Annotated in this window: 22 protein-coding genes; 6 read left to right on the forward strand and 16 right to left on the reverse strand. The window is 67.2% G+C overall.

Annotated elements, in window-relative coordinates; translation table 11 throughout:
• Nucleotides 1–29 precede the first annotated feature (29 nt).
• From C3E87_RS07420 to C3E87_RS07435, 4 genes are all read right to left on the reverse strand, one after another.
• Nucleotides 30–818: an ATP-binding cassette domain-containing protein gene (locus C3E87_RS07420; protein ID WP_076061172.1), complete on the reverse strand. Its 789-nt coding sequence runs from the start codon at nt 816–818 to the stop codon at nt 30–32.
• Nucleotides 815–2,899 carry a dipeptide/oligopeptide/nickel ABC transporter permease/ATP-binding protein gene (locus C3E87_RS07425; RefSeq protein ID WP_076061174.1) on the reverse strand — a complete coding sequence of 695 codons (2,085 nt, stop codon included), beginning with the start codon at nt 2,897–2,899 and terminating at the stop codon, nt 815–817. The genes C3E87_RS07420 and C3E87_RS07425 overlap by 4 nt, the downstream gene beginning before the upstream one ends.
• A complete protein-coding gene (locus C3E87_RS07430; RefSeq protein WP_076061176.1) occupies nt 2,899–3,861 on the reverse strand; it encodes an ABC transporter permease in 963 nt (320 codons plus the stop codon). The genes C3E87_RS07425 and C3E87_RS07430 overlap by 1 nt, the downstream gene beginning before the upstream one ends.
• A 156-nt stretch (nt 3,862–4,017) precedes the next feature.
• Nucleotides 4,018–5,676, reverse strand: coding sequence for an ABC transporter substrate-binding protein (locus C3E87_RS07435; protein ID WP_076061178.1), 1,659 nt, complete (start codon nt 5,674–5,676; stop codon nt 4,018–4,020).
• Nucleotides 5,677–5,797: 121 nt separating this feature from the next.
• Here C3E87_RS07435 and C3E87_RS07440 point away from each other — a divergent pair, with 121 nt between their 5' ends.
• Nucleotides 5,798–6,520, forward strand: coding sequence for a FadR/GntR family transcriptional regulator (locus C3E87_RS07440; RefSeq protein ID WP_255362914.1), 723 nt, complete (start codon nt 5,798–5,800; stop codon nt 6,518–6,520).
• 79 nt (nt 6,521–6,599) lie between these two features.
• Here C3E87_RS07440 and C3E87_RS07445 read toward each other — a convergent pair whose 3' ends face one another.
• From C3E87_RS07445 to iolC, 11 genes are all read right to left on the reverse strand, one after another.
• A complete protein-coding gene (locus tag C3E87_RS07445; protein ID WP_076061182.1) occupies nt 6,600–7,886 on the reverse strand; it encodes an alpha-L-fucosidase in 1,287 nt (428 codons plus the stop codon).
• Nucleotides 7,876–8,748, reverse strand: a complete 873-nt coding sequence (locus tag C3E87_RS07450) for a carbohydrate ABC transporter permease (protein WP_233120755.1) — start codon at nt 8,746–8,748, stop codon at nt 7,876–7,878. Before C3E87_RS07450 ends, C3E87_RS07445 begins: the two co-directional genes overlap by 11 nt.
• A 4-nt stretch (nt 8,749–8,752) precedes the next feature.
• Nucleotides 8,753–9,646: a carbohydrate ABC transporter permease gene (locus C3E87_RS07455; RefSeq protein ID WP_233120756.1), complete on the reverse strand. Its 894-nt coding sequence runs from the start codon at nt 9,644–9,646 to the stop codon at nt 8,753–8,755.
• 47 nt (nt 9,647–9,693) lie between these two features.
• Entirely contained in the window at nt 9,694–10,947 is a 1,254-nt protein-coding gene (locus tag C3E87_RS07460) for an ABC transporter substrate-binding protein (RefSeq protein ID WP_076061187.1), read from the reverse strand.
• A gap of 230 nt (nt 10,948–11,177) precedes the next feature.
• Nucleotides 11,178–12,395, reverse strand: a complete 1,218-nt coding sequence (locus C3E87_RS07465; protein WP_076061189.1) for a Gfo/Idh/MocA family protein — start codon at nt 12,393–12,395, stop codon at nt 11,178–11,180.
• 24 nt (nt 12,396–12,419) lie between these two features.
• A complete protein-coding gene (locus C3E87_RS07470) occupies nt 12,420–13,916 on the reverse strand; it encodes a CoA-acylating methylmalonate-semialdehyde dehydrogenase (protein ID WP_076061191.1) in 1,497 nt (498 codons plus the stop codon).
• Nucleotides 13,917–13,972: 56 nt separating this feature from the next.
• Nucleotides 13,973–14,833 carry a sugar phosphate isomerase/epimerase gene (locus C3E87_RS07475; protein WP_076061193.1) on the reverse strand — a complete coding sequence of 287 codons (861 nt, stop codon included), beginning with the start codon at nt 14,831–14,833 and terminating at the stop codon, nt 13,973–13,975.
• Nucleotides 14,834–14,851: 18 nt separating this feature from the next.
• Nucleotides 14,852–16,744: a 3D-(3,5/4)-trihydroxycyclohexane-1,2-dione acylhydrolase (decyclizing) gene (gene iolD, locus C3E87_RS07480; RefSeq protein ID WP_369819259.1), complete on the reverse strand. Its 1,893-nt coding sequence runs from the start codon at nt 16,742–16,744 to the stop codon at nt 14,852–14,854.
• Nucleotides 16,741–17,628 (reverse strand): 5-deoxy-glucuronate isomerase, encoded by an 888-nt coding sequence (iolB, locus tag C3E87_RS07485; protein ID WP_076061198.1) that lies wholly within the window; start codon nt 17,626–17,628, stop codon nt 16,741–16,743. Before iolB ends, iolD begins: the two co-directional genes overlap by 4 nt.
• Nucleotides 17,625–18,491, reverse strand: a complete 867-nt coding sequence (locus C3E87_RS07490) for a hypothetical protein (RefSeq protein ID WP_076061201.1) — start codon at nt 18,489–18,491, stop codon at nt 17,625–17,627. The genes iolB and C3E87_RS07490 overlap by 4 nt, the downstream gene beginning before the upstream one ends.
• On the reverse strand, nt 18,488–19,465 hold the full coding sequence (iolC, locus tag C3E87_RS07495) for a 5-dehydro-2-deoxygluconokinase (protein ID WP_198928246.1): 978 nt from the start codon (nt 19,463–19,465) through the stop codon (nt 18,488–18,490). The genes C3E87_RS07490 and iolC overlap by 4 nt, the downstream gene beginning before the upstream one ends.
• 155 nt (nt 19,466–19,620) lie before the next feature.
• Between iolC and C3E87_RS07500 the strand changes: the two genes are divergently transcribed.
• The 4 genes from C3E87_RS07500 (at nt 19,621) to C3E87_RS07515 (ending at nt 23,486) form a co-directional block, all read left to right on the forward strand.
• On the forward strand, nt 19,621–20,364 hold the full coding sequence (locus C3E87_RS07500) for a GntR family transcriptional regulator (RefSeq protein ID WP_076061206.1): 744 nt from the start codon (nt 19,621–19,623) through the stop codon (nt 20,362–20,364).
• A 98-nt stretch (nt 20,365–20,462) separates the two neighbouring features.
• Nucleotides 20,463–21,536, forward strand: a complete 1,074-nt coding sequence (locus C3E87_RS07505; protein ID WP_076061209.1) for a transaldolase family protein — start codon at nt 20,463–20,465, stop codon at nt 21,534–21,536.
• A gap of 23 nt (nt 21,537–21,559) precedes the next feature.
• Nucleotides 21,560–22,552, forward strand: coding sequence for an inositol 2-dehydrogenase (gene iolG, locus C3E87_RS07510; protein WP_076061328.1), 993 nt, complete (start codon nt 21,560–21,562; stop codon nt 22,550–22,552).
• Nucleotides 22,553–22,793: 241 nt separating this feature from the next.
• On the forward strand, nt 22,794–23,486 hold the full coding sequence (locus C3E87_RS07515) for a cytochrome b5-like heme/steroid binding domain-containing protein (protein WP_076061211.1): 693 nt from the start codon (nt 22,794–22,796) through the stop codon (nt 23,484–23,486).
• A 17-nt stretch (nt 23,487–23,503) separates the two neighbouring features.
• Here C3E87_RS07515 and C3E87_RS07520 read toward each other — a convergent pair whose 3' ends face one another.
• Nucleotides 23,504–23,653: a hypothetical protein gene (locus tag C3E87_RS07520; RefSeq protein ID WP_158069056.1), complete on the reverse strand. Its 150-nt coding sequence runs from the start codon at nt 23,651–23,653 to the stop codon at nt 23,504–23,506.
• A 196-nt stretch (nt 23,654–23,849) separates the two neighbouring features.
• Between C3E87_RS07520 and C3E87_RS07525 the strand changes: the two genes are divergently transcribed.
• Nucleotides 23,850–24,332, forward strand: coding sequence for a pyridoxamine 5'-phosphate oxidase family protein (locus tag C3E87_RS07525; RefSeq protein ID WP_076061213.1), 483 nt, complete (start codon nt 23,850–23,852; stop codon nt 24,330–24,332).
• Nucleotides 24,333–24,381 lie beyond the last annotated feature (49 nt).

Here is a 24,381-nt window from a genome sequence, read left to right on the forward strand (position 1 = left end):
ATGATGCGGTTCTCTTTCAGGTAGGGGGTTCAGAGGAGCGAGGGCACGGCACCCAGGAGGGTCCTGGTGTATGCGTGCTGGGGGTTGCTGAAGATGGCGTCTGCCGGGCCGGTTTCGACGATCTGGCCGGCCAGCATCACCGCCATGCGGTCGGAGATGAAGCGCACGGTGTTGATGTCGTGGCTGATGAACACCAGGCCGAGGCCCAGTTGTTCCTTCAGGTCCATGAGCAGGTTCAGCACCTGCGCGCGGACCGACACGTCGAGCGCCGAAGTGGGCTCGTCCGCGATGATCACGTCCGGCTCCAGCGCGAGGGCCCGCGCGATGGCGACGCGCTGGCGCTGACCGCCCGAGATCTGCCGGGGCAACACGTCCAGGGCGGATTGCGGCAGGCCCACAAGGTCGAGCAGGCGCTTGACACGGTCCTCGCGTTCCTTCACGGTCCCGACCCCGTGCACCTTGAACGGGTCCATGAGCGCGTCACGCACCAGCATGCGCGGGTTGAGGGCTGTGGCGGGGTCCTGGAAGACGACCGAAACGACGCGGCCGAGTTCCTTGCGGCCGTTGCTGTTGAGCTTCATCGTCTCGCCGCGGAAGCGCACCGCCCCGGAGGTGATGGGCTGCAGGCCCACCATCACGCGGGCCAGCGTGGACTTGCCGCAGCCGGATTCGCCGACGAGGCCGAGAGTCTCACCCTTGCTGACCGCGAGGTCGACGCCGTTGACGGCGTGGACCCGGTCCGGCCGGAAGAGCTTGCCCGTTCGGGCCTTGTGGACGACGTGGACGTCGTCGAGTTCGATGACAGGCGTGGCGTTCATCGCCGGCCCTCCTTCTCCAGCACTGCGACGAGTTCGTCAGTGCGCGCGTACATGTGGTCCTGGCCCGGGACCTCCCGCAGGGTCGGCTTCTCGTCGAGGCCGATCGTGGGGTGGGACGACCGCGGGGCGAACCGGTCTCCGTCGACGAACTCGCGCGGCGACGGCACGACACCGGGCACCTGATGGAGCCGGCCGCTGGCCTGCTCGATCGACAGCACCGCGCCGAGGAGACCACGGGTGTACTCGTGGATGGGGTTGCTGAGCAGTTCGCGGGTGCCGCCCTGTTCGACGACCTGGCCCGCGTACATGACGGTGATGCGGTGCGCGACCTGGGCCACGAGGGCGAGGTCGTGCGAGACGAAGACCATGGCGAAGCCGAGCTTCTCGCGCAGTTCGTTGAGCAGGTCGACGACCTGCGCCTGGACCGTGACGTCGAGGGCCGTGGTGGGCTCGTCGGCGATCACGAGACGCGGGTTGCGGGTCAGCGCCATGGCGATGAGCACGCGTTGGCGCTGGCCGCCCGACAGTTCATGCGGGTAGGACTTCAACGTGCGGACCGGGTCGAGGCCCACCAGTTCGAGGAGCTCCTCGGCCGAGCGCTGGCCGCCGCGCTTGGTGAGCTGTGCCAGCTGGCTGCGGATCAGCATCGACGGGTTCAGCGAACTGAGCGCGTCCTGGTAGACCATGCTCATCTCGTGGCCGCGCAGCGCGTTGCGGTCCTTGGGTGACAGGGTGAGCAGTTCCCGCCCGTCGAACCTGATCGACCCTTCGATCTTGGCGGTCTCGGGGAGCAGCCCCATGATCGCCATCGAGGTGATCGACTTGCCGCAGCCCGATTCGCCGACCAGACCCATGGTCTCCCCTGGACGGACGGTGAACGAGACGTTGTCGACGATCTTGACGGGGCCGTGGGCGCCGGGGAACGAGATCGACAGGTTGTCCACCTCGAGCAGCGGTGCGGCGCCGGGGTTGTCGAGGATGAGGCGGTCGTCGCGGGCGAGCTCAGCCGCGCGGAGGGCATCGAGCCTGCCCGTGAGTGACTCGCGCTGCGTGAGGTTGGCATGTGCGATGCCGTCCGCGACAGAGGTGCCGGCCATGGCGTCCTCTTCGGCCTGTACGTTGACCCGGGTCTTGATCTTCGGCGACGCCAGCGCGTCGGTCAGGCCCTCGGAGAGGATGTTGAGGCTCAGCGTCGTGACCAGGATGAACAGGCCCGGGAAGAACGTGACCCACCAGTGGCCGGACAGCAGGAGCGCCTTGCCCTCGGACAGGATGTTGCCCCAGGTGGGAGCGTTGACCGAGGTGATGCCGGTGCCGATGAACGACAACGAGGCCTCGAAGACGATCGCATCGGCGACCAGCACCGTCGCGAAGACCATGATGGGCGCGAGGCAGTTGCGGGCGACGTGCTTGATCAGGATCCACCAGGTGCGCGCACCCGCCACCTTCGTGGCGGCCACGTAGTCCTCGCCGAACTGCGCCAAGACGTTGGCGCGCACGACGCGGGTCAACTGCGGCACGTAGAGGAACGCGATCGAGACGATCACCACGGGGAGGATGGGCGCCCGGGACGACAGGGCCGTGACGAGCACGGCAGCCAGCGCGATGCCCGGGAAGCTCATGATGATGTCGAGGATGCGCATCAACACCTCCGAGACGACCCTGCCGGCCGTCGCGGCGATGGAGCCGAGCACCGCCGCCACCGCGAGCGCCAGGCCTGTGGCTGCGAGGCCTACCAGCAGGGAGACACGGGTGCCGTGGATCACGCGGGAGAGGATGTCGCGACCGGCGTCGTCGGTACCGAACCAGAACATCGAGTTCGGGCCCACCGAGCTGTCCGGGATGAGCTGCTTGCCGACACCTTCGATGTTCACCTCCTTCATCGTGACCATGTCCTGGGGGACGAGGCCGGCCGCGTACGGCGCGTAGGGGGCGATCAGCGGCGCGAAGAGCGCCAGCAGGCCCATGATGGCCAGGACGGCGATAGAAATCTTGGAGCCGATCGGCAGCTTCTTGAGCCCTTGGAACCGGAGGCCCGGCTGGGCGAGCTTCTTCTTGGCTTCAGCAGACAGTGTCAGCATCAGATGCTCCTGATCCGCGGGTTGACGATCACGTAGAGCACGTCCACGATCACGTTGATGACGATGAAGGCGATCGCGACGGTGATCGTCACGCCCTGCACGATGTTGATGTCGTTGCGGGTGATGCCCTGGAAGATGAGTTGGCCCATGCCTTGGATGTTGAAGATCATCTCGATGACCACCGCGCCACCCATGGCGTAGCCGATACGGAGACCCAGCACGGTGAGCGGGGTGATCAGCGCGTTGCGCAGCACGTTGCGGCTGATGACGGTGGCCTTCGGCACGCCGGCACCGATCGCCGTACGCACGTAGTCACGGTCGAGCTCCTCGACCATGGAGGTACGCACGACGCGCGTCAGCGAGCCCATGGTGGGCACTGCGATCGCGATCGCGGGGAGGAAGATCATGTTGGCGTAGCCGGCCGGGTCCTGCGTGAACGGGATCCAGTTGACCACTGCGGGGAACCAGCCGAGGCCCCCGGGGATGTTGCTGAACGCCTGGATCATCAGCAACGCCAGCCAGAACGACGGTGTCGCCAGGCTCGCGATCGAGATCACGCGGATGAGCTGGTCCGGCCAGCGGTCTCGGTAGAGCGCGGCCACGACGCCCATGATGACCGCCAGCGTCACGCCCATGGCGAGCCCGATGAAGGTCAGCTGCAGGGTCCTCGGGAAGTTCTCCGCCACCATCTGGGAGATCGGCACTCCGGTGAAGGACGTGCCGAGGTCTCCTTGGACGAGCCCCGCGATATAGCGCAGGAACCGCACGAACATGGGGTCGTTGAGCCCATTGGCCTCGCGGTAGTTGTTCAGCGCCTGCGGCGTCGCGCTCTCTCCGAGCGCGAGTCGGGCGGGGTCCGCTGAGGAGAGGGACATCACGATGAAGACCAGTAGCGTGACGCCCAGCACCATGATCGGCAGCGCGATGATGCGCCGACCCAGCAGCCGGATCAGATTGGACACGTGTTGTCGCTCCTTGCGGGCGGTTCAAGCGCCCAGAGGGTTGCGGTGTGCATGGCTCCGCTCGGGGCCCCGCATGCAGGGCCCCGGGCGGAACCAGGGGGGACCGCGATTGTGCGGTGAGGGGCCGGGCCCCTGTGGGGCCCGGCGCAGGGGGTGTTACTTGGTGCTACCGACGCCGACGAACGACAGGCCGGTCACTGCGATGGGCTGGAAGTCCTGCAGCGTCTCCGGGTCCCACGCCGTGGGGGTCTTGCGGTGGAACAGCGGGTACAGCGGCACATCCTCGGAGATGATGTCGAAGATCTCGTGCCATGCGGCCACCTGGTCGTCGCCCGTGGAGCGGCTGGCAGTCTCGAGGAGTTCCTGGACGCGGGTGTAGGCGTCCGACCCCTTCCAGTGCATGCGGGTGTCGGTCCACACGTCACCGGCGTACCACCAACGCAGGAGAAGGTCGGCGTCGAGGCCGAAGACGGACGGGTCACCGGGGGCCATGACGATGTCGAACGAATTCGGGTCGGCGTCGATGGTGCCGTAGACGTCCGCGGACTTCTTCTCCTCGTAGGTGACGGTCAGGCCGGCAGCCTCCAGGGACTCCTTCACGATGGGGCGCACTGCCGAGAAGAAGCCGTGGTCGGAGGAGAGGAGCCGGACGCTGGTGAGACCCGTCTCGGCGAAGAGCTCCTTCGCCTTCTCCATGTTGCCGGCGTACTGGACCTTGGCTTCCTTGAAGGCGGGGTGTGCTTCGTGCACGAAGGCCTTGGCCGGGCTGGCCAGATCCGACATGCCGACCTTGGTGATGCGGTCGTAGTCCAGGGCGTAGAGCACGCCCTGACGGTTGCGGACGTCGTCCATCGGGGCGAGCCCCGAGTTGAACATCATGAACACCAGCCCGAAGCCCTGCTCTGCGGCGACGGACTTGGACTCGGCCAGCTGCGCCAGGTTGGCGGCGGGCACCGAGTCGACGGCCTGGACCGTGTCGGAGCTCAGCGCGTTGGTGCGGGTGGAGTCATCGGGGATGATCTGCCATTCCATGGTGGCGGCGCGGGCCGGGTTGGGGCCGGTGTAGGCGTCGTTGCGCTCGAACTTGACCACCTGGGAGGCAGCGCCGTTGTCGACCATCTTGTAGGCGCCGGTGCCGACGGGGTTGAGGTCGAAGGCCTTCTGGTCGGCCTCGACGAGGGCCTTCGGGACGATCTTGACGACCGCGAGGCGCTCGGGAACCAGGGAGAACGGGTACTTGGTGACGATGGTGACGGTCGTGTCGTCCTTGGCCGTGACCGACTCGATGAAGGGGATGAACGACGCGTACAGCGACGCGTTGTCCGGGTTCAGGACGCGCTCGAAGGAGAACACGACGTCATCGGTGGTGACCGGCGTGCCGTCGTGGAACACCGCGCCGTCGCGGAGCGTGACTTCCCACGTGGTGTCGTCGACCTGGGACGGCATGTCGGCACCGAGGGCGGCGAACACCTCGCGCGTGGCGGGGTGGAGCTCCGTCAGGCCCTCCATGGTGTGCCAGTTGGCGGCGACGGTGAGCGCGGCGGTGGTGGTCATCGGGTCGTACCCGTTGGTGCCGAGCTCGTAAGAGATGGCGGCGGTGATCGCGCCGTCGGTCGCGGCCGAAGCGGAGGGGCTCGCGCTCGCGGACCCTGCCGGCTCGGACCCCGCGGGCGATGCGCTGCCACCCGGAGTGGGCTGCGTTGCCGAAGGGCTGCACGCTGCGAGCGACCCGGCGAATGCCGCGGCCGCGCCCAACGAACCAGCGAGCTTGATGATGGAACGGCGCGACGTCTGCGCGCTCAAGGGATTCGTCATTGAAAACTCTCCTAGTTATCGGACATCCGATGTCTGACCTGATGTCAGTATTGCATGATACCGGGCGATAGACTCGCCACGCTCACCTAAAGTGCTCATCCTGATTGAAAGAGTCTGAATTGTGACCAACAGCCACGAACCGCAGCGTCTCCGGCAGACGGCGCAGGCGGTGAAAGAGCATATTCTGCGCGAAAAGTTGAAGACCGGCGATCCCATGCCGACGGAGGTCCAGCTCGTCGAAGCGTTGGGCGTTTCCCGCTCGAACCTGCGCGAAGCGATCCGCAGCCTGGTGACGCTGGACATCCTCGAGGTACGGCACGGCACCGGCATGTTCGTCGGCCGGATGTCGATGCGTCCCCTGGTGGAGGCACTGGCCTTCAAAGGCGTGGTGCTGCCCGGCGAGGAGTTCGAGACGCTGCGCCAGATCGTCGAGATCCGCACCGCGCTGGATTACGCGCTGGCTCCCGGCATCGTCGAGCGGATGAGCGGCCACGACGCTCCCGAGCTGGCGGAACTGTGTGACGCGATGACGGAGAAGAAGGCGGCCGGCGAGAGCTTCGCTACTGAGGACCGGTTGTTCCACCTGAAGTTGGCCGAAGTGCTCAGCAACGAGTTGTACGCGCAGTTGGTGGGCGCCTTCTGGGACGTGCACACGCTCATCGCACCCCGGCTCGGCGTCCCGACGCCCCGCGACATGGCCGACACCGTCGACGCCCACCGCAGCATGCTCCAGGCCGCCCTGGCCGGAGACCTCGACGCCTACCGGGACGCCGTCGACCGGCACTACGCACCGCTGCTGCGCGTGCTCGACTCGTCGAAGAAGGCCGTCGCTTCAGGTTCCTGAACACCCGGCCCCGAACTCACCGCTGAGTTCCAGCCAACAGACAGCGGCCCAGCCTCGAAGGCTGGGCCGCTTCCTGCTGTCAGGCCAGGCGCACCACTGCGGCACCCGGGCGGTCCGGGGCAAGGGTGAGCACGCCGTCGGTCAGGCTGCCCCACTGGGGCGTGAGCAGCTCGCCGGCGATCGCGACGGGGGTATCGGCGTCGATGAACGCCAAGGTTGACCCGTCCTCGGCAGTGCCGAGGCGCACCCAGACGTCGTCGCCGAGGTCGAGGGCACGGTTCGTCGGCTCCACCTGAAGGAAATCGCCGGCTGGGCGCACCCACCTGCCGACGGAGGCGACGACCTCGGACTGCCACCCGGGCAGCCGTCCGTCGGCCATCGGCCCGACGCCGAACAGGAGCCGCCCGCCGCGGGTGACGACGTCGACGAGGTGGCGGATCGCCAGTGGGCCAGCCAGCGCGTGCGACAGGTCCTCCTCCTGGTTGTAGGCGAACGACAGCCCCACGCCGCGGCAGTTCTCCCACATGCGGGCGTCCTCGTTGTCCAGCATGTGCTGGTACTCGCTGGTCACATAGTCCGCGTGCGGCACGTTCCAGCGGTCATTGACCACACCGTCGGGATTGGCGGCGTAGAACTCCTCGAAGACCGAGCCGATGCCGTGCGACTCGAAGTTCTTGCCGGCATCCGGCCACTCGATGTCGTCCCACAACACGTCCGGCTGGTAACGCTGCACCAGGTCACGGACATGGTTGGCCGCGTAAGCGGCGTACTCCTCGTCCAGCGGGCGCAGCCCGTCCCAGGACCAGGTGTCCGCCTCGCCGATGGGCGCGAACGGCCGCTCGTGCCAGTCCAGGCCACCGGAGTAATAGGCGCCGAACCGGACGCCGTGCTCACGGCACGCGTCGGAGTAGGCCCCGACGAGGTCCTTCTTCGGACCGCGGGCGACCGTGTTCCGGTCCGTGCCCGGGGCATCCCACAGGCAGACGCCGTCGTGGTGCTTGGTCGTCAGCACCAGGTAGTCGGCGCCGGCCGCCGCGAGCTCCCCCACCAGAGCGGAGGCGTCGAATTTCTCAGCCTTCCACTCGTCGATGAAGTCGTCGTAGGGGCGGCCTCCGTAGACCTCCTGCTGGTGCTTCCAGGCCGCACTGCCCTCGAGCCGGATGGTGTTGTAGTACCACTCCGAATACGGGTTGTGCGTGTACCACTCGGTGGCGGATTCGATGGTGCCCAGCTCGCCCGTCGGTTCCGCCCACGCCGGCACCGAGTACGGCCCCCAGTGGACGAAGAAACCCAGCTTGGCGCGCCGGAACCACTCCGGCGTTGCCCTGTCATTCAGCGCCTCCCAGCGCTCCTGGTCATCGACCACCGAAACCTCCGATATTCATGCCTCGGGACAGCTGGCGCTGCATGAGGAAAACAATGATGAGAGAAAACGCCACGGCGACGGAGCAGGCCGCCATCAGCGGACCCCAGTCGGTGCCGCGCTCGCCCGAGAACATGGACAGACCCAACTGCAGCGGGGCCTTGGCCGGATCAGTGATGATGATCAGGGGCCACAGGAAGGCGTTCCAGTAGTCGATGAAGGCGAACGCCGCGACGATGGCGATGGGTCCGCGCAGCAGCGGCACGATCACGTGCCACAACAGTTGGATCTGGCTGGCGCCGTCGATCCGCGCGGCCTCTTCGTAATCCGGGGGCAGCGACAGCAGGAACTGGCGCAGCAGGAAGGTGCCGAACGCGCCGAACGCGAAGGGCAGGATGATCATCGAATAGGTGTTGACAGCACCGAACTCGTTGGCCCCGATGAACAGCGGGATGACGAGCACCTCGATGGGCAGCATCAGCGTGGCGATGAACACGGCGAACAACTGGTTGCGGCCCTTGAACTGCAGGCGGGCGAACGCGAACGCGCTGAGCACCGAGACGGTCACTGCGATCAGCGCGCCCATGCCGGCGATGAAGAACGTGTTGAGCAGGATTCGAGCGAACGGGATGGCCGTGAAGACCTCCCCATAGTTGCTCCACCGCACCTCGGAGCCCACCAGGTCGGCCCCGCCCAACAGCACTTCCTGGCTGGGTTTGATGGAGCTGATGAACATCCAGAGAAACGGCACGAAGAACACGAAGCCGAACATCGCGAGTAGCACCTTGCTGATGATCTTCGTGGGGCGCACGCGGCGCGCCCTGTTGCTCGCTTCGGCGACCCGGAGGGTTTCTTCCCTTGTCAAGGCGTCAGGCATCGTAGCTCACCCACTTCTTCTGCCCTAGGAACTGCAGGGCGGTAAACAGCATGATGATGACGAACAGCACCCACGCCATGGCCGACGCGAACCCGAGGCGGTCGTAGGAGAAACCGGCACGGTAGAGGTACAGGACGATGGTGTTGGTGGTGTCGCCGGGGCCGCCCTTGGTCAGCATGTAGGGCTGCGTGAACACCTTGAAACCGCCGATGACCGTCATCACCGAGGCGAAGAACAGCGACGGGGACAACATCGGGAACGTGACCCGCCAGAAACGGCTCCACGCGGTGGTGCCGTCAATCCTGGCGGCCTCCATCACCGAGGGGTTGATGTTGTTGAGGCCTGCGGCCAGCACCACGATGTTGTAGCCGATGCCCTGCCACAGCGACATCATGATGAGCGACACCAGCGCCCAGTTGCCGTCACCCAGCCAGGAGGGGCCAGTGATACCGATGTTGCCCAGCAACGTGTTGACCAGTCCGTTGTCCTGCAGCATGAGCCGCCACACCAGGGCGTTGGCCACCATGGGGGTGACCACCGGGATGAAGAAGAGGATCCGGAAGAAGCCGCCCCATTCGGGCAGCGAATGCAGCCACACCGCGATGCCGGTGCAGATGATGAGGTTCGCGATGGTGTAGCCGATCGCGAAGACCGCGGTGTTGCGCAGCACCGTGAAGAACACCGGATCGGCCCCCGACAGAAGCTGCACGTAGTTCTCCACCCCCACGAACTCACGTTCGCCGTACAGGGGCCAGTTGTACAGGCTGATCACCAGGGAGGCGATCAACGGCACCACGATGAAGATGAAGAAGCCGGCCATCCCGGGGGTGAGATGGAGGAAGGCCAGCAAGCGCTGGTTGAAGCCAGGCTTGCCGGTCCGTTCCACCTTCACCCTCGGCCGAGCTTCAGTCGGAGCTGCCGAGGAAGCCATGATCAGCCAACACCCTGGGCGATCTGGGTGAGGATGTCCTCAGCGGTCTTGTTGCCCCGGTAGCCGTCGGACGAGTACTGCGCGAACTGGGTCACGACCTGGTTCCAGGTGGGGGTGGTCACCAGCGGCTGGCCGCTGGCGAGGAGCGCCTTGACGACCTCGACATCGGCCTCCGGCTTGCCCTCGGCCCAACCGTCGATGGCGGACTCGATGGACGGCACGGTGCCGCGGTTGGCCCCGACGTAGGCGACCACGTCCGGCGTGGTCATCTTGACGATGTTCTCGAAGGCGGCGGCCTTGTCCGGGCAGGAGTCAGCGACGCCGAAGCCGGATCCCTGGATCATGCCGCCGGGGGTGCCGTCGTCCGACGGGGGTGCGGCGATGCCGACCTCGAAGTCTGAACCCTCCTGGTAGGTGGAGTAGAACCAGGGGCCGTCGATGAACATGCCGACGTTGCCGGCCATGAACGCCTGGCGACCGATCTCATCGGTGTCGCCGGGGTTCGGCGCAGCCGCGACCTGCTCCTTGTTGACCAGGTCCATGGTCCACTGCACGTCCTCGATCAGCGCGGGGTCCGTGAGGTTCAGTTCGCCGTCCTTGGTGGGGCCGACGCCGTTGGCGAAGCTGAGGGCGAGGGGCGGGTAACCGATGTCGGCGGACACGGCGAAGCCGTACTTGTCGTCCTTGGTGAGGGCCTTCGCGTCGGAGAGGAACTGCTCGCGCGAGTAGTCCGCCCCCGGCAGTTCAAGGCCGGCGGCCTCGAACATCTCCTTGTTGAAGAACAGCAGCATGGGCTCTGCGTCGTAGGGGATGGCCCTGATGGTGCCGTCCACTGTGAGGCCCTGCATCATGGCCTCGTTGTACTGGCTGAGGTCGAGGCCTGCATCCTTGGCGAGGTCGTCCAGCGGCGAGAGGAGGCTGCCGAGCTCCTGGGCGCGCGCGGCCTGCGTCGTGATGATGCACGGGGCGTCAGAGGCGGCCATGCGGGTCTTGACGAGGGTCCAGTATTCCTGGAACGAAGGTCCGTCCAGCGTGATGTCGAACTCGCTGTCACCGCCCTCCTGCACGCCGGCGATGAACGTCTCCCACTGTTCACGGTCGGACTCGTTCGAGACCCACGTGTACATCTGGTTGGCGCGGGGGTCCGCCTCACCATTGGCTCCATCGGTGCCGGTGCCGGAATCGCCGCCACAGGCCGCGAGGCCCAGAGCGAGAGTTGCACAGGCCGCAATTGCCGTGACTCGACGAATGTTCATTGGGTAAGCCCTTCTTCTTTGAATGGGTTTCGAGGGTTCAGCCCAGGCCAGCGGTGGTCTTGGCGATGCCCTCTGGAGCAATTGTATGAGCAATGTTAACTCAGGTCAATCAAAATTGCTAACGTTTCCATAGCGCGTTGCCGCGTGTGTTTTGCTGGCAGCACGGAACCTGAGCCATTCCGGCGCTGCAGAAGGAAGTTTATGTACACACATGCACACCGCGCCCAGCGTCAACGATTGTGCGTAACGCCTTCGACGGGCCGGACGTCGTGCCACCGGCCGTCGGCGGCCGACGCCATGGCGGCTTCGTCGACCTCGGCGGCCGCCAGCCCGTCATAGACCGACGGGGCCAGCTGCTGGCCGGCGATCACCGACCCGATGAACTGGGACGCCTCGACGACCTTCAGGTCATCGAAGCCCATCGACGTACCCGGGGAGGGCTGGAAGTTGCCGAAGCGCGGGAAATCGAGCCCCGCCATGACGTGCGTGTAGCCGGCGAACTCCTGACCCCGTCCCACGGCCACCAGCAGGTCGTTGAGGTGTTCGAAGTTCCAGCGCACCGAACCGTCGGAACCGTAAACCTCGACGATGTACTCGGCGCGCGGGCCGGTGGCCACACGGCTGGCCTCGAGCGTGGCCAGGGCCCCGCCCTCCAGGCGAGCGATCATCGCGATCCAGTCCTCGTTCTCCACGGGGCCCTTCTTGTCGCTGACCTCCCAGCCGCTGTGCCCGACGCCCGCCTTGAGCGGGATGGGGCGCTCGGTGATGAACTGCCCGGTGGCCGCGGTCACCGATTCGATGCGTCCCACCAGGTACTGCACGAGGTCGACGCCGTGGCTCATCAGGTCGCCGATGACACCGCTGCCGCCGTATTCGCGGCTGTCGCGCCAGGTGAGCGGCCCGTCCGGCGACGAGGCGTAGTCGGCGATCAACCAGCAGCGCACGTTGGTGATCCGGCCGAGACGGCCGCCGCGGATCAGTTCGCGGGCGCGCTCGATGGCCGGGGCGTGGCGGTAGTTGAAGCCGACGGCGGTCACCAGCCCCGCGGCACGCGCGGCCTCGGCGATGTCGCGCGACTGCACCGCGTTGGTGCCCATCGGCTTCTCTATCCAGAACGGCTTGCCGGCGGCGGCCGCGGCGAGGGCGATCTCGCGATGGAGGAAGTTGGGCGAGCAGATGGACACGACGTCCACCTCGGGGTCGGCGATCACCTCGCGGTAGTCCTCCACCGCCCGCTGGAATCCCATGCCCTCCACAGCGGCCTTCCTGGTTTCGGGCTGCGCGTCGCAGGCGCTGACGAGGCGCACCGTGGCGCGGAGCTCAGGGAACTTCTCCGCGAGGGCGCGGTAGCTGCGCGAATGCAGGCGCCCCATCCACCCCAGACCTACAACTCCGACACCGATGCAGCGATCCGTCACTGGACCACCACCCTTCACAGGACCGATCATTTTCGTTGTCCAGGCGGTGGGAACTCACTCTTCACGCTTGAAGGACATGGTCGCTTCGAAGGTGCGCTCGGAGGGCCAGCGGCTGGTGACAGCCTTCAGGCGCGTGTAGAAAGACACGCCCTCGGGGCCGTGGATGTGGTGGTCGCCGAGCAGCGAATCCTTCCAGCCACCGAATGAGTAGTAGGCGACGGGGGTCGGGATCGGCACGTTGATGCCCACCATGCCGGCCTGCACGTCGAGTTCGAAGCGGCGGGCGACACCACCGTCGTTGGTGAAGATCGCGGCGCCGTTACCGAACGGGGAGCCGTTCACGATCTCGATCGCCTCGTGGTAGCTGTCCGCCACCACGATGGTCAGCACGGGGCCGAAGATCTCCTGGTGATACGCCGGGGCATCCAGCGGGACGTTCTTCAGGACGGTGGGACCAACCCAGAAGCCATCCTCGTAGCCGTCGACGGTGAGGTCACGGCCGTCGAGCACCACCTCGGCGCCACGCTCCTCGGCGTCGGTGATGAGGCCCTTGATGCGCTCCTGCGCCTTGCGGGTGATGACAGGGCCCATCTGGACGCCCTCGTCGAGCCCGAAGCCCACCTTGATCTTGGCGGCGTTGGCCTTGACCAGATCGGCGAGCTTGTCCTCCACACCGCCGACGGCGACGACGACCGGCAGCGCCATGCACCGCTCACCGGCGGCACCGAAGGCCGCGGCGGAGATGTGCTGGGCGGCGAACTCGAGGTCCGCGTCGGGCATGACGATGGCGTGGTTGTTCGCCCCGCCGAGCGCCTGGACGCGCTTGCCTGCCAGGGTGGCCTTCTCCTGGATGACGTGGGCCACCGGGGTGGAGCCCACGAAGGAGATGGCGTCGATGCCCTTGTGCTCGAGCAGCCCTGTGACGGTCTCTACGTCGCCGGCGACGACGTTGAAGACCCCGTCGGGGAGGCCGGCCTCCTTGTAGAGCCGGGCCACGACCAGCGACGCGGTGGGCGTCGGGGTGGCGGGCTTCAGGATGAAGGCGTTGCCGGTGGCGATGGCGATGGGGTGCATCCACATCGGGACCATGACCGGGAAGTTGAAGGGGCACACGCCCGCGACGACCCCGACGGGCTGGCGGATGCTGTGGATGTCCACGCCGGAGGAGATGTCGTAGGAGTGGTCGCCCTTGAGGGCGGTGTTGATGCCGCAGGCGAAGTCGAGGGTTTCGCGGCCGCGCTGGATCTCGCCGATCGCGTCGCCGTAGTCCTTGCCGTGCTCGGCCACGATGGCCTTGGCCAGCTCGTCCTGGTTCGCAAGCACGAGCTCGCGCATCGTGAACATGATGGCGGTGCGCTTGGCCAGCGAGGTCGCGGCCCAGCCCTTCTGCGCTTCGCGGGCAACCTCGACGGCATGGTCGATGTCGGCGAGCGACGCGGCGAGCAGCTCACCGGTCACCTCACCGGTAGCTGGGTTCTCCACGGGGATGCGGTGTGTGGGCGAGCCCTCGTACGGGGCTCCACCGATCCAGTGGGTGATGGTCTCAGTCATGGCTCAACCTTCCATTCTTTGGCCACGTCGCCTATTTGTTCTAACAATAGCACGGATCAGGCCAGAGCCGAAAGAGCGTCGAGCGAGGCCTTCGCGTTGGCCACGGGGCCACCGTCTGCCGGGGGCTCCTCGTCGAGCATGATGTCCTGCTCGAGCACGTAGTAGCCGTCGAAGCCGGCCTCGTCGAGGAGGGCGACGATGGCGGAGAAGTCGATGTCGCCTTGGCCGATGGGGGTGAACATGCCGCCCTTGATGCCCTCGCTCCAGCTGAGCTCGCCAGTGAGGAGTCGGTCCGTGAGGTCCTTGCGGATATCTTTTGCATGAACAATGTCGACGCGGTCGGCGTAACGGCGCACCAGATCGACGACGTCGGCGCCACCGGCGCTCAGGTGACCGGTGTCCAGGCACAGGCCCACCGTCGAGTTGTCCAGCACGCGCTCCACCTCGTCGAGGTTCTGCACCATCGTGCCCCAATGGGGGTGGATGCAGGCGGTCACGCCGCGGGCGGCGCACACCTCGGTGATGCGGGAGAGGTTGCCGAACAGCGTCTGCCAGCCGGTCTCGTCCAGGACAGGACGGTCGTCGTATCCCTCGCTGCCGGAATCCGCGGCCAGGATGAGGAACTCGCCCCCGGCCGCCTCGAACGCGTCGAGCTCCTGGTTGACCTGCGGGATGGGATCGAATTCGGGGTCGTGCATGACGGCGAGGAAGAAGGAGCCCACCGGCTTGAGGCCGAACTCGCGCACCGCGGCAGCGCGCTCCTCGGCGTCGATCGGCAGCCAGCCCTGGGGACCGAACTCCGTGGCGGTGAGGCCGATTTCCTTCATCTCGGTGAGCACCCGCTGGGGGCTCATCTGGTAGCCCCACCCGGGGACCTCGCATACGCCCCAGCTGATGGGGGCACCGGCGATCTTCATGGTTCTCCTATTTCTCGGTCAGAGGTAGTGGCGCTGGGGGGCGCGGTTGGTTTCGTAGCGGGCGCGGGCCTCCTGCGTCGAGGAGATGCGCGACACCTCGGCGATCGGCACGTCCCACCAGCTGCTGCTGGGCGGGTTGGGGCCGATGAGGGCCGTCTCGATGTAGATCATCACGGCGCGGTCCATGGCTTCGGCCTCGCGGTAGGCGGCGCGGAATTCCTCCATGGTCTTCACGCGCAGCACGGTGAGGCCCCAGCTCTCGGCGTTGGTGGCGATGTCGACGGGGAGCAGGTCACCGTCCTGGTTGTGCGGCACCGAGCCCTTGCGGTACCGGGTGCCGAAGCGCTGCGAGCCGTGCGATTCGGACAGCGCGCCGATGGACGCGAAGCCGTGGTTTTGCAACAGGACCAGGATGACTTTGAGGCCCTCCTGCACGATGGTGGCCAGTTCCATCGGCAGCATCTGGTACGTGCCGTCGCCGACGATGGCCACCACTTCGCTGTCCGGCAGCGCGAGCTTGACGCCCATCGCGGCGGGGATCTCGTAGCCCATGGTGCTGAACGCATACTCCACGTGGTATTGCACCGGGGTCTTGGCGCGCCACAGCGACTGGAGGTCGCCGGGCATGGAGCCGGCCGCGTTGATCACGACGTCGTTCTCGCCCATCATCTCGTTGAGCGCGCCGAAGACCTCGATCTGGGCGGGCTGCGGCTGATGGCCGACGTTGACGCATTCGTCCGTGGTGGTGGCCCACTCGTCACGCAGGCGGGCGACCTCGGCGGAGTACGCCTCGTCGACCCGGTAGCCCTCGAGCGCCTCGCTCAGGGCCACCAGGGCCTCGCGCGCATCGGCCACCACCATCTCGGCGGCGTGCTTGGCCGCATCGAATGCGCCGACGTTGATGTTGACGAACCGGAGGTGCGGGTTGCGGAACGCGGTGTGCGACGCGGTGGTGAAGTCGGAGTAGCGGGTACCGATGCCGATCACCACGTCCGCCCCGCGCGCCAGTTCGTTGGCCGACTCGGCGCCGGTGGAGCCCACGCCGCCCACGGAGCACTCGTGGTCGGCGTCGATCGCACCCTTGCCCGCCTGGGTGTCCGACACCGGGATGCCGGTCGCCGAGGCGAAGGCACGCAGCACGTCGCTGGCCCCGGAGTAGATCGTGCCACCCCCGGAGACGATGAGCGGGCGCTCGGCGCCGCGGATGATCTCTGCGGCGCGCTCGATGGCGACCCTTTCCGGCGCAGGACGGCGGATCCGCCAGACCCGCTTGGCGAAGAACTCCACCGGGAAGTCGTAGGCTTCGGCCTGCACGTCCTGGGGCAGGGCGACGGTGACGGCGCCCGTGTCGGCCGGATCGGTCAGCACACGCATGGCCTGCATCAGCGACGGGATGAGTTGTTCGGGGCGTGTGACGCGGTCGAAGAACCGCGACACGGGCCGGAAGGCGTCGGTGGCCGCCGTCAGCGGCGACACCGGGTCCTCGACCTGCTGCAGCACCGGATCCGGCGCGCGGGTGGCGAACTGGTCCGACGGGAACAGCAGCACGGGCAGCCGGTTGGTGGTGGCGACGGCGGCGCCGGTCACCATGTTCAGCGCGCCAGGGCCGATGGACGAGGTGCACATCCATGTCTGCGTGCGGTTGGTGGACTTGGCGTACGCGGCCGCGGCGTTGACCATGCCCTGCTCGTTGCGGGGCATGATGTAGGGCATCTCACCGCCGTCGGGTTCCGGGTCCAGGTCGTTCTGGAGCAACGCCTGGCCCATGCCGGCGACATTGCCGTGGCCGAAGATGCCGAAGGCCCCGGCGATCAGGCGGCGCTCGACACCGTCGGATTCCGAGAACTGGTTGACGAGGAATCGGACAACAGCCTGCCCGACGGTAAGGCGAACGGTGGTGGTCATGCTCACTCCTGGGGATTGAGGGGGGTCATGGGGAGACGGGGGTCGACCTCGGACTCTTCCCAGGCCTGACGGATCCACGTGTAATGGGGGTCGTCGGTCATCAGCCAGGTGGAGTCCTCCGAGGGACCGGCCATGACGTTGAGGTAGTACAGGTCATAGCCGGGGGCGGCGACCGACGGGCCGTGGTAGCCGAACGGCATCACCACGACGTCGCGGGAGTTGACCTCGGTGCACACGTCGATGGGCTTGCCGGGCGACGGGTAGATGCGCTGGAGCGCCATCCCCTTCGAACCGTCGCGGCCGGGGCGCACCTCGTAGTAGTAGATCTCCTCGAGGACGCGTTCGTCCTGAGTGTGTTCGTCGTGCTTGTGGGGCGGGTAGCTGGACCAGTTGCCGCCGGGCGTCAGCACCTCGCACGCCAGCAGGTGGGACGTCTCCAGCGGGTTGCCCAACGCGTAGTTGTTGACCTGCCGCGAGCAGTTGCCGGTGCCGCGCAGCGTCGTGATGACCTGCGACGACGGGCAGTACACGACGGGGAGGTCCTTGGTGGCCTTCGACCCGGGCAGCGCGAACCGGCCGCCCTGCTCGCTGTGGATGACGGCGGTCTTGCCGCGCGGAACGTACAGGTAGTCGGTGATCTCGGTCCAGACCTCGCCGCGGCCCTCCAGGCGGTGTGTCTCACCGTCGACCTTCACGGTGCAGGATCCGCTGAGCGGCAGCACCAGGATCTCCTCGCCGCCGGTGTCGACGGTCTGCGCGGCCCCGGCCGGCAGCCCGAGCACGCGGATCGAACACCACTCCCAGCCGGCGCGCTGCGCGGTCACGTCCGTCTCGAAGTTGCCATGGGCAGTTTCCCCCGCAGGGATGACGTACTTGGCGTTGTCGTTCACAGAACCTCCACGAGTCGGTCGACCGCGCCGGCCACATCACCGTCGCGGGGGAAGAGCAGGGCGCGCCCGATGACGAGCCCCTTCACGCTGGGATTGCGCAGTGAGTTGGCCCAGGCGCGGACGGTTTCGTCCATCTGCTCCGGGACCGGGCCGCCCAGCAGCAGGACCGGCAGCGTGGTGGACTCCAGCACGCGGTCCATGTCCGCCACGCACGGCAGCTTCAGCCAGGTGCGCGCCGAGGTGTGGCCCAACGCGGAGGCCACGCTGATGGCGCGGATGACTTCGTCGGGCGACAGGTCGTTGGTGAGTTGACCCTCCACGCGGCGGCTGATGAAGGGTTCCAGCATCGCGATGCGCCCCGCCGCGGCCAGGTCGTCGACGGCGCGCGCGGCCTGTTCCAGCATGGCAGGGGTGGCCGGGTCCTGCAGGTCGATGCGCAGGAGGAGTTTGCCCCCGTCGAGGCCCGCCTGCTCGATGCTGGGCGCGGTGTAGCCGGTGATGCGGTCGTCCACCTCGAACGCGGAGCCGGCCAGGCCGGAGCGGTTCATGGAGCCGAACACCAGCTTGCCCTCGAGGGCGCCGAGGAGGGCGAGTTCCTCGATGAGGTCCGGGGTGCCGAGGAACCCGCCGACGCCGGGCCGGGCGATCGCCACGGCGCACCGTTCGAGGAGCACGCGGCGCGACGCCATGGCCAACTCGTCGCTGCCGGCCTTGAGGGCGCCGCGGCCCGGGTGATCTGCCGCGATGACCAGCAGCTTCTCCCCCGGTGCCGGCATGACGCCGGGCGCGCGGGCAGCGAGGGCCGCAGCCACTGCGTCGGGGCGCGTGAAGCGCAGGTCAGTGAGGTCGTCGAAGGTGATCACGCCTGCCCCCGTGCGTCGGTTTCCGGGTGGCGGGCCAGCATTTCCTCGACCTCAGCCTGGTCCGGCATGGCGGGGGCGGTCTCGAGCTTGGACGCCACGATGGCGCCGGCCGCGGAGGCGAACCGGATGAGCTGCGGCAGTTCCCAGCCGTTGAGGAGGCCGTGGCACACCGCGCCACCGAACGCGTCGCCGGCGCCGAGGCCGTTGACGACCTCGATCCGGTTGGCCGGCACGAAGGTGCTCTGGGTGCGGGACTTGGCGAAGGTGCCGACGGGGCCCTGCTTGACGATGGCGATGTCGACGCCCCGGTCGAGCAGCGCGTCGGCGGCTCGCTCCGGGTCCGTCTCACCCACCGCGATGCGACACTCCTCGAGATTGCCGATCGCGACGTCGGCATGTTCCAGCATGGAGCTGATGTGCCCCGAGGCGGTGACCTCGTCGTCCCAGAAACGGGCGCGGTAATCCAGGTCGAACACCAGCATTCCGCTGCGCTCCGTGCGGGCCAGGGTTCGGTGGGTCTGACGTGAAGGCTCAACCGACAGGCCACTGGCGGTCATCCAGAGGATGCGGTAGTCGGCGAGGTCGGCCGGCAGATCTTCCGGGCGCAGCTCGAGATCCGGTGCGGTCGGCGCGCGATAGAAGTAGAGCGGGAAGTTGTCCGGCGGAAAGATCTCGCAGAATGTCACGGGGGTGTTGAACGCGGGATTGGTCACCACGTGCGAGGCGTCCACACCGCGCCGCCCCAGTTCGGCGATGATGAAACGGCCGAACGGGTCGTCGCCCACGCCGGTGAGCGCCGTGACGTTGCGGCCGTAGCGCGCGGCCGCGACCGCGACGTTGGTGGCGGAACCGCCGAGGAACTTCCGGAAAACGCCCACATCCTCGAGGTGGACCCCGACCTCGAGCGGATACACGTCGACGCTGCAGCGCCCCACCACGAGAATCTCGGGCACGTGTTCGCCATCCACAGTGATGACCTCCTTCGTCGGCCCTCAGTCTGCCCGACTGGAACACCGTGGTCAACTCTTTGTGCAAACATTCGAGAGGCGCGCTTCCGGAGTATGATCAGTCGCAATACCGCTCTGGCGGTTCATACCGCTGCCAAAGTCGGCCAGGTCAAGGAGTATGCGTGGACGAGACCTACACCCCGGACATCACAATCGACCGCAACTCGGACCGTCCCCTGTATGAGCAGATCGCCCAACCCATCGAGGCGGCGATCGTCTCCGGTGAACTCGCGGCAGGCGCGCGCATCGAGGACGAGGTCTCGATGGCCCAGCGCCTCGACGTCGCCCGCCCGACGGCGCGCCGCGCTCTCCAGGAACTGGTCGCCAAGGGCCTGCTGACCCGCCGACGCGGCGTCGGCACCCGCGTCGCCCCGCCCCACGTGCACCGCCCCATGAAGCTCTCCTCCCTCAACGAGGACCTCGTGGAGGCCGGCTTCTCCCCCTCCACCAAGGTGCTCCACTACCAGGTGCGCGAGGCGACCGCCGACGAGGCCGAGAAGCTCGGCATGAAGGCCGGCGAGGGACTGCTCGAAGTCAGCCGCCTGCGCTACGCCGACGACCACCCCCTGGCCATCCTCACCAACCTCATCCCGCTCGACATCGCCCCCACCTGGCAGGAGCTGGGCGAGCACGGCCTCTACCAGTGTCTGCTGAAGCGCGACGTGCTGATCGCGGCGGCGCAGCAGTCGGTCGGCGCCCGCGGCGCCACGGCTGAAGAGGCGGAGCTCCTCGGCGAGGACAAGGGCGCGCCGCTGCTGACGATGCACCGGGTGGGCCGCACGGCCGAGGGCCGTGCCGTCGAACTGGGCAACCACGTCTACCGCCCCTCGCTGTACTCGTTCCAGTTCACGTTGTTCACGTCCTGAGGTGAATGTTCTGACAATAGCTTGACTATGCATAGACAATGCGATTAACTGAGGTCACATACGGCGACGCCGCCGCTCTCCGTGAAAGCAGGAGCCAGATGACTGACTACACCCCCGGGCCGCTGCTGGCCGCAGCGCAGACCACCCCCACGTCTCTGTGGAACGATTCCTCGGATCTCGATGAGCTGAAGCAGTCCATCGCGTTCGGCGGGGTCGGGGCCACATGCAACCCGGTGATCGCCTACACCACCATCAAGCAGCACCTCGATGAGTGGCGTCCGCGCATCGAGGCCATCGCGGCCGAGCACCCCACCTGGGGCGAGTCGCAGATCGGTTGGCAGGCCGTCAAGGACATGTCCGTCGAAGCAGCCGCGCTGCTCGAGCCGATCTTCAGGGAGCACAACGGCCGCAACGGCCGCCTGTCGGTACAGACCGACCCGCGCCTCCACCGCGACGCCCAGGCGCTCGCGGACCAGGCCGTGGAGTTCCATGAGCTCGCCGACAACATCGTCGTGAAGATCCCGGCCACCAAGACCGGCCTGGAGGCCATCGAAGAAGCCAGCTACCGCGGCGTGTCCATCAACGTGACCGTCTCCTTCTCCGTACCCCAGGCGGTGCAGGCGGGCGAAGCCATCGAGCGCGGCCTGAAGCGCCGCGAGGCCGAGGGCCATGACATCTCCGAGATGGGCCCCGTCGTCACCATCATGGTGGGACGCCTCGACGACTGGCTCAAGGAAGCCGCCGAGCGCGAGGGACTCTCCGTGGACCCGGAGGCCCTCGAGTGGGCCGGCGTCGCGTGCATGAAGCGTGCCTACAAGATCTTCCAGGAGCGCGGCTACCGCTCGCGCGTCCTGTCCGCCGCGTTCCGCAACGTCAACCACTGGGCTGAGTTCGTGGGCGGCGACGTGGTGGTCTCCCCGCCGTTCACGTGGCAGAAGACCATCAACGAGTCCGGATATGACACCGTCCCCCGCATGGACGAGCCCGTCAAGCAGGAGCACCTCCACGAGCTGCTGAAGATCGAGGACTTCCGCCGCGCCTACGAGGTCGACGGGATGACGCCCGAGGAGTTCGAAGGCTTCGGCCCCACCCGCAAGACCCTCCGCCAGTTCCTCGCGGCAGACGCCGATCTCGACGCTCTCGTCCGCGACATCATCGTTCCAGCCCCCTGAGGAGTGGGTACATGACAGACAAGTTGCTCCGCGTAGCCATCATCGGCGCCGGCCGCATCGGCCGGGTGCACGCCCAGGCGATCGCGTCGCACCCCCGCGCCGAGCTCGTGCTCGTGTCGGATCCGTTCGGCACCGCGGCAGAGGATCTCGCCGCCGCGCATGGCGCACGGGCCGTGAAGGACGCCGCCGAGGTGTTCGCGGATCCTGAGGTGGACGCCGTGATCATCGGCTCGCCCACCCCGCTGCACGCCGAGCAGGTCCTTGCTGCGGCGCGGGCCGGCAAGGCCGTGCTCTGCGAGAAGCCGGTTGCTTCGTCGGTCGCGCAGGCGCGCGAACTGGAGGCCGATCTGGCCACCTTCCAGCACCCGCCGGTGATGGTGGGCTTCCAGCGTCGCTACGACCCGTCGATCAAGAAGGCGCACGATCTCGTCGCCGCCGGAGAGATCGGTCGCGTCGAGCAGATGACCATCCAATCGCGTGATCCCGCCGCTCCCCCGGCGAGCTACATCGCGCAGTCGGGCGGCATCTTCAAGGACTGCACCATCCACGACTTCGACCAGGCCCGGTTCTTCATGGGCGACATCGCCGAGGTCACCGCGTTCGGACAGAACAACATCCCCGAACTGGCGGACACCGGCGACTTCGACGGCGCGGTCGTCGTGCTGCGCAGCGTCGACGGCGCCGTGGCGTCGATCACCAACAACCGTCACTGCGCCGCCGGCTACGACCAGCGGATGGAGGTGCACGGTGCGGACGGTTCGCTGTTCGTCGACAACCTGCGCCCCACGTCGTTGACCGTGAACAAGAAGGACTTCAGCGCGGCTCAGGACCCATACCTGGACTACTTCCTGGAGCGCTACGCCGACGCGTACCGCGACGAGCTGGCGTCCTTCATCGACGCGATCAACGAGGGCGTCGAGGTGTCGCCGACCATCAGTGACGGCATCGAGGCCCTGGTGCTGGCCGAGGCGGCCGAAGAATCGGCCCGCAGCGGTCGCCCTGTGCGCGTCGAGTAGGAAGATGCGACACCGCCGGGCTTTGGATTGCTCCAAGGCCCGGCGGTTGTGCATGCCCCGAAGTCGGTGGGCATGAGGTCGATGGACTAACCAGACCCCCGAGCTGCGAGCTGGGTTCCAATGCTGGGTTTGATGCCGAGGACGGCATCAAAGTCAACGGCAGCGCAAGCCCCTCACCTCACAGCGAACGCACAGGTGCTACACCTTTGCTCCATCCTTCGCGACATCTAGTCTCATCCCCATGCTGGAAGACATCCTCGGGCTACCGGCCCACCCGCTGTTCGTGCACCTGCCCGTCGTGTTGCTGCCATTGTCCGCCGTCTCGATCGTCGCGCTGACCCTCCGGCCGGCCTGGCGGCCGAGGTTCGCCCTGCCGGTGCTGGGGCTCCTCGCCCTCGGCGCCCTGGGGGCGGTCGCCGCCTGGGGAACCGGCGACGACCTGGCCGCGAAGGTTGGCCTCCCCATAGCCCACTCGGAACTGGGCATGTGGACCGCGCTGGCCTCCGTCGTGCTGCTGCTGGTGGGCGGCGCCTGGCTCTGGCGCGTTCGCAAGGCCGACGTGGCGTCGGAGCGGGGCGTGGTCGGCTGGGTGGTCTCCGCCCTGGCGCTCGTGGTGCTGGTGCTGGTGACCCTCACCGGCCACTCGGGCGCGACGGCCGCCTGGTCCGGCGTGGCGGCGACGGCGGCGGCACCTAGGCAGAGCGCCTACACGATGGCGGACGTGGCGGCCCACAGCACCCCCGCCGACTGCTGGATCGCTGTCGACGGCAATGCCTTCGACGTCACCAGTTGGATCCCGCAGCACCCGGGCGGCCCCGAGCGGATCGAGCCGCTCTGCGGCACGGACGCGACGGCCCAGTTCACCGGCCAGCACGGTCAGACCGAAGTCGCGCAGGCGACGCTGAAGACCTTCCTGCTCGGCCCACTGGCCTGATCCGGAAAATTCCCTCGTCAGTACGGGTGGTAATAGAAGTAGATCCACCCGGCGATCACCAGGATGAGAACCATCGTCGAGACGATGATCCGCGCCGTCCTGCGCTGGACCACGCCCGTGACAATGCCCCAGATGGAACCCAGGCACAACAGAATTGCGACCACCATGTCGGCCTCCCCAGGACCCCGGGCCGCGCGTCAGCCCGTGGGCTGATTCTGTCATCCCGCGTCCCCCCATGCGCCGTTCCTGCGCAACGACCCAGAATCGCCCCTGCTACTACGCCGCTGCGTAACCCACGCCATCTCCTCAAGGACGACTGCGCCATCCCTTGTGTCAGGTTTGTTCAACGTTTACAGTCGCCCCATGGATAAGCACACGACTCCGGCGGAGCACGCCGCCAATCTCGACGACCTCATCAAGGGCCAGCGCTTCGTGATGTTCACCACGCGCGACGCCGACGGCGCGCTCACGAGCCGCCCCATGACCATCGCGGAGCGCGAGGAGTCGGTCTTTCGCTTCATCACACAGGGCGACAACGACGTCTCGACCCAGTCCGACGGGCAGCAGGTGAACCTTTCGCTCATGGATGGCAGCGCCTACGTGTCGATGTCGGGCACTGGTCGGGTCGAACGCGACACGGCCAAGAAGCGCGAACTGTGGAACCGCATCCAGGAGGCGTACGCCGGGGATGCCGAAGACCCGGCCAACGTCATCCTCGAGGTGAACGTCAACACCGCCGAGTACTGGGACGGCGGCAGCCAGGTGGCGACGCTGATCGGGTTGGCCAAGGCCGCTGTCACGGGCGAGCGACCAGACCAGGGTGAACACGGCACGGTCCAGCTCTGACCCTGACCACATCGCGCTGCGTCGCTACAGGCTGCGTCGCTACAGGCTG

Source organism: Tessaracoccus sp. ZS01 (assembly GCF_022342445.1).
Classification (GTDB): domain Bacteria; phylum Actinomycetota; class Actinomycetes; order Propionibacteriales; family Propionibacteriaceae; genus Arachnia.

Bases quoted from the DNA above. Each gene is read 5' to 3' on its own strand.
- C3E87_RS07420 (WP_076061172.1), bottom strand. From the start codon at position 818: ATGAACGCCACGCCTGTCATCGAACTCGACGACGTCCACGTCGTCCAC.
- C3E87_RS07425 (WP_076061174.1), bottom strand. From the start codon at position 2,899: ATGCTGACACTGTCTGCTGAAGCCAAGAAGAAGCTCGCCCAGCCGGGC.
- C3E87_RS07435 (WP_076061178.1), bottom strand. From the start codon at position 5,676: ATGACGAATCCCTTGAGCGCGCAGACGTCGCGCCGTTCCATCATCAAG.
- C3E87_RS07460 (WP_076061187.1), bottom strand. From the start codon at position 10,947: ATGAACATTCGTCGAGTCACGGCAATTGCGGCCTGTGCAACTCTCGCT.
- C3E87_RS07465 (WP_076061189.1), bottom strand. From the start codon at position 12,395: ATGATCGGTCCTGTGAAGGGTGGTGGTCCAGTGACGGATCGCTGCATC.
- C3E87_RS07470 (WP_076061191.1), bottom strand. From the start codon at position 13,916: ATGACTGAGACCATCACCCACTGGATCGGTGGAGCCCCGTACGAGGGC.
- C3E87_RS07475 (WP_076061193.1), bottom strand. From the start codon at position 14,833: ATGAAGATCGCCGGTGCCCCCATCAGCTGGGGCGTATGCGAGGTCCCC.
- C3E87_RS07505 (WP_076061209.1), top strand. From the start codon at position 20,463: ATGACTGACTACACCCCCGGGCCGCTGCTGGCCGCAGCGCAGACCACC.
- C3E87_RS07515 (WP_076061211.1), top strand. From the start codon at position 22,794: ATGCTGGAAGACATCCTCGGGCTACCGGCCCACCCGCTGTTCGTGCAC.
- C3E87_RS07520 (WP_158069056.1), bottom strand. From the start codon at position 23,653: ATGGTGGTCGCAATTCTGTTGTGCCTGGGTTCCATCTGGGGCATTGTC.
- C3E87_RS07525 (WP_076061213.1), top strand. From the start codon at position 23,850: ATGGATAAGCACACGACTCCGGCGGAGCACGCCGCCAATCTCGACGAC.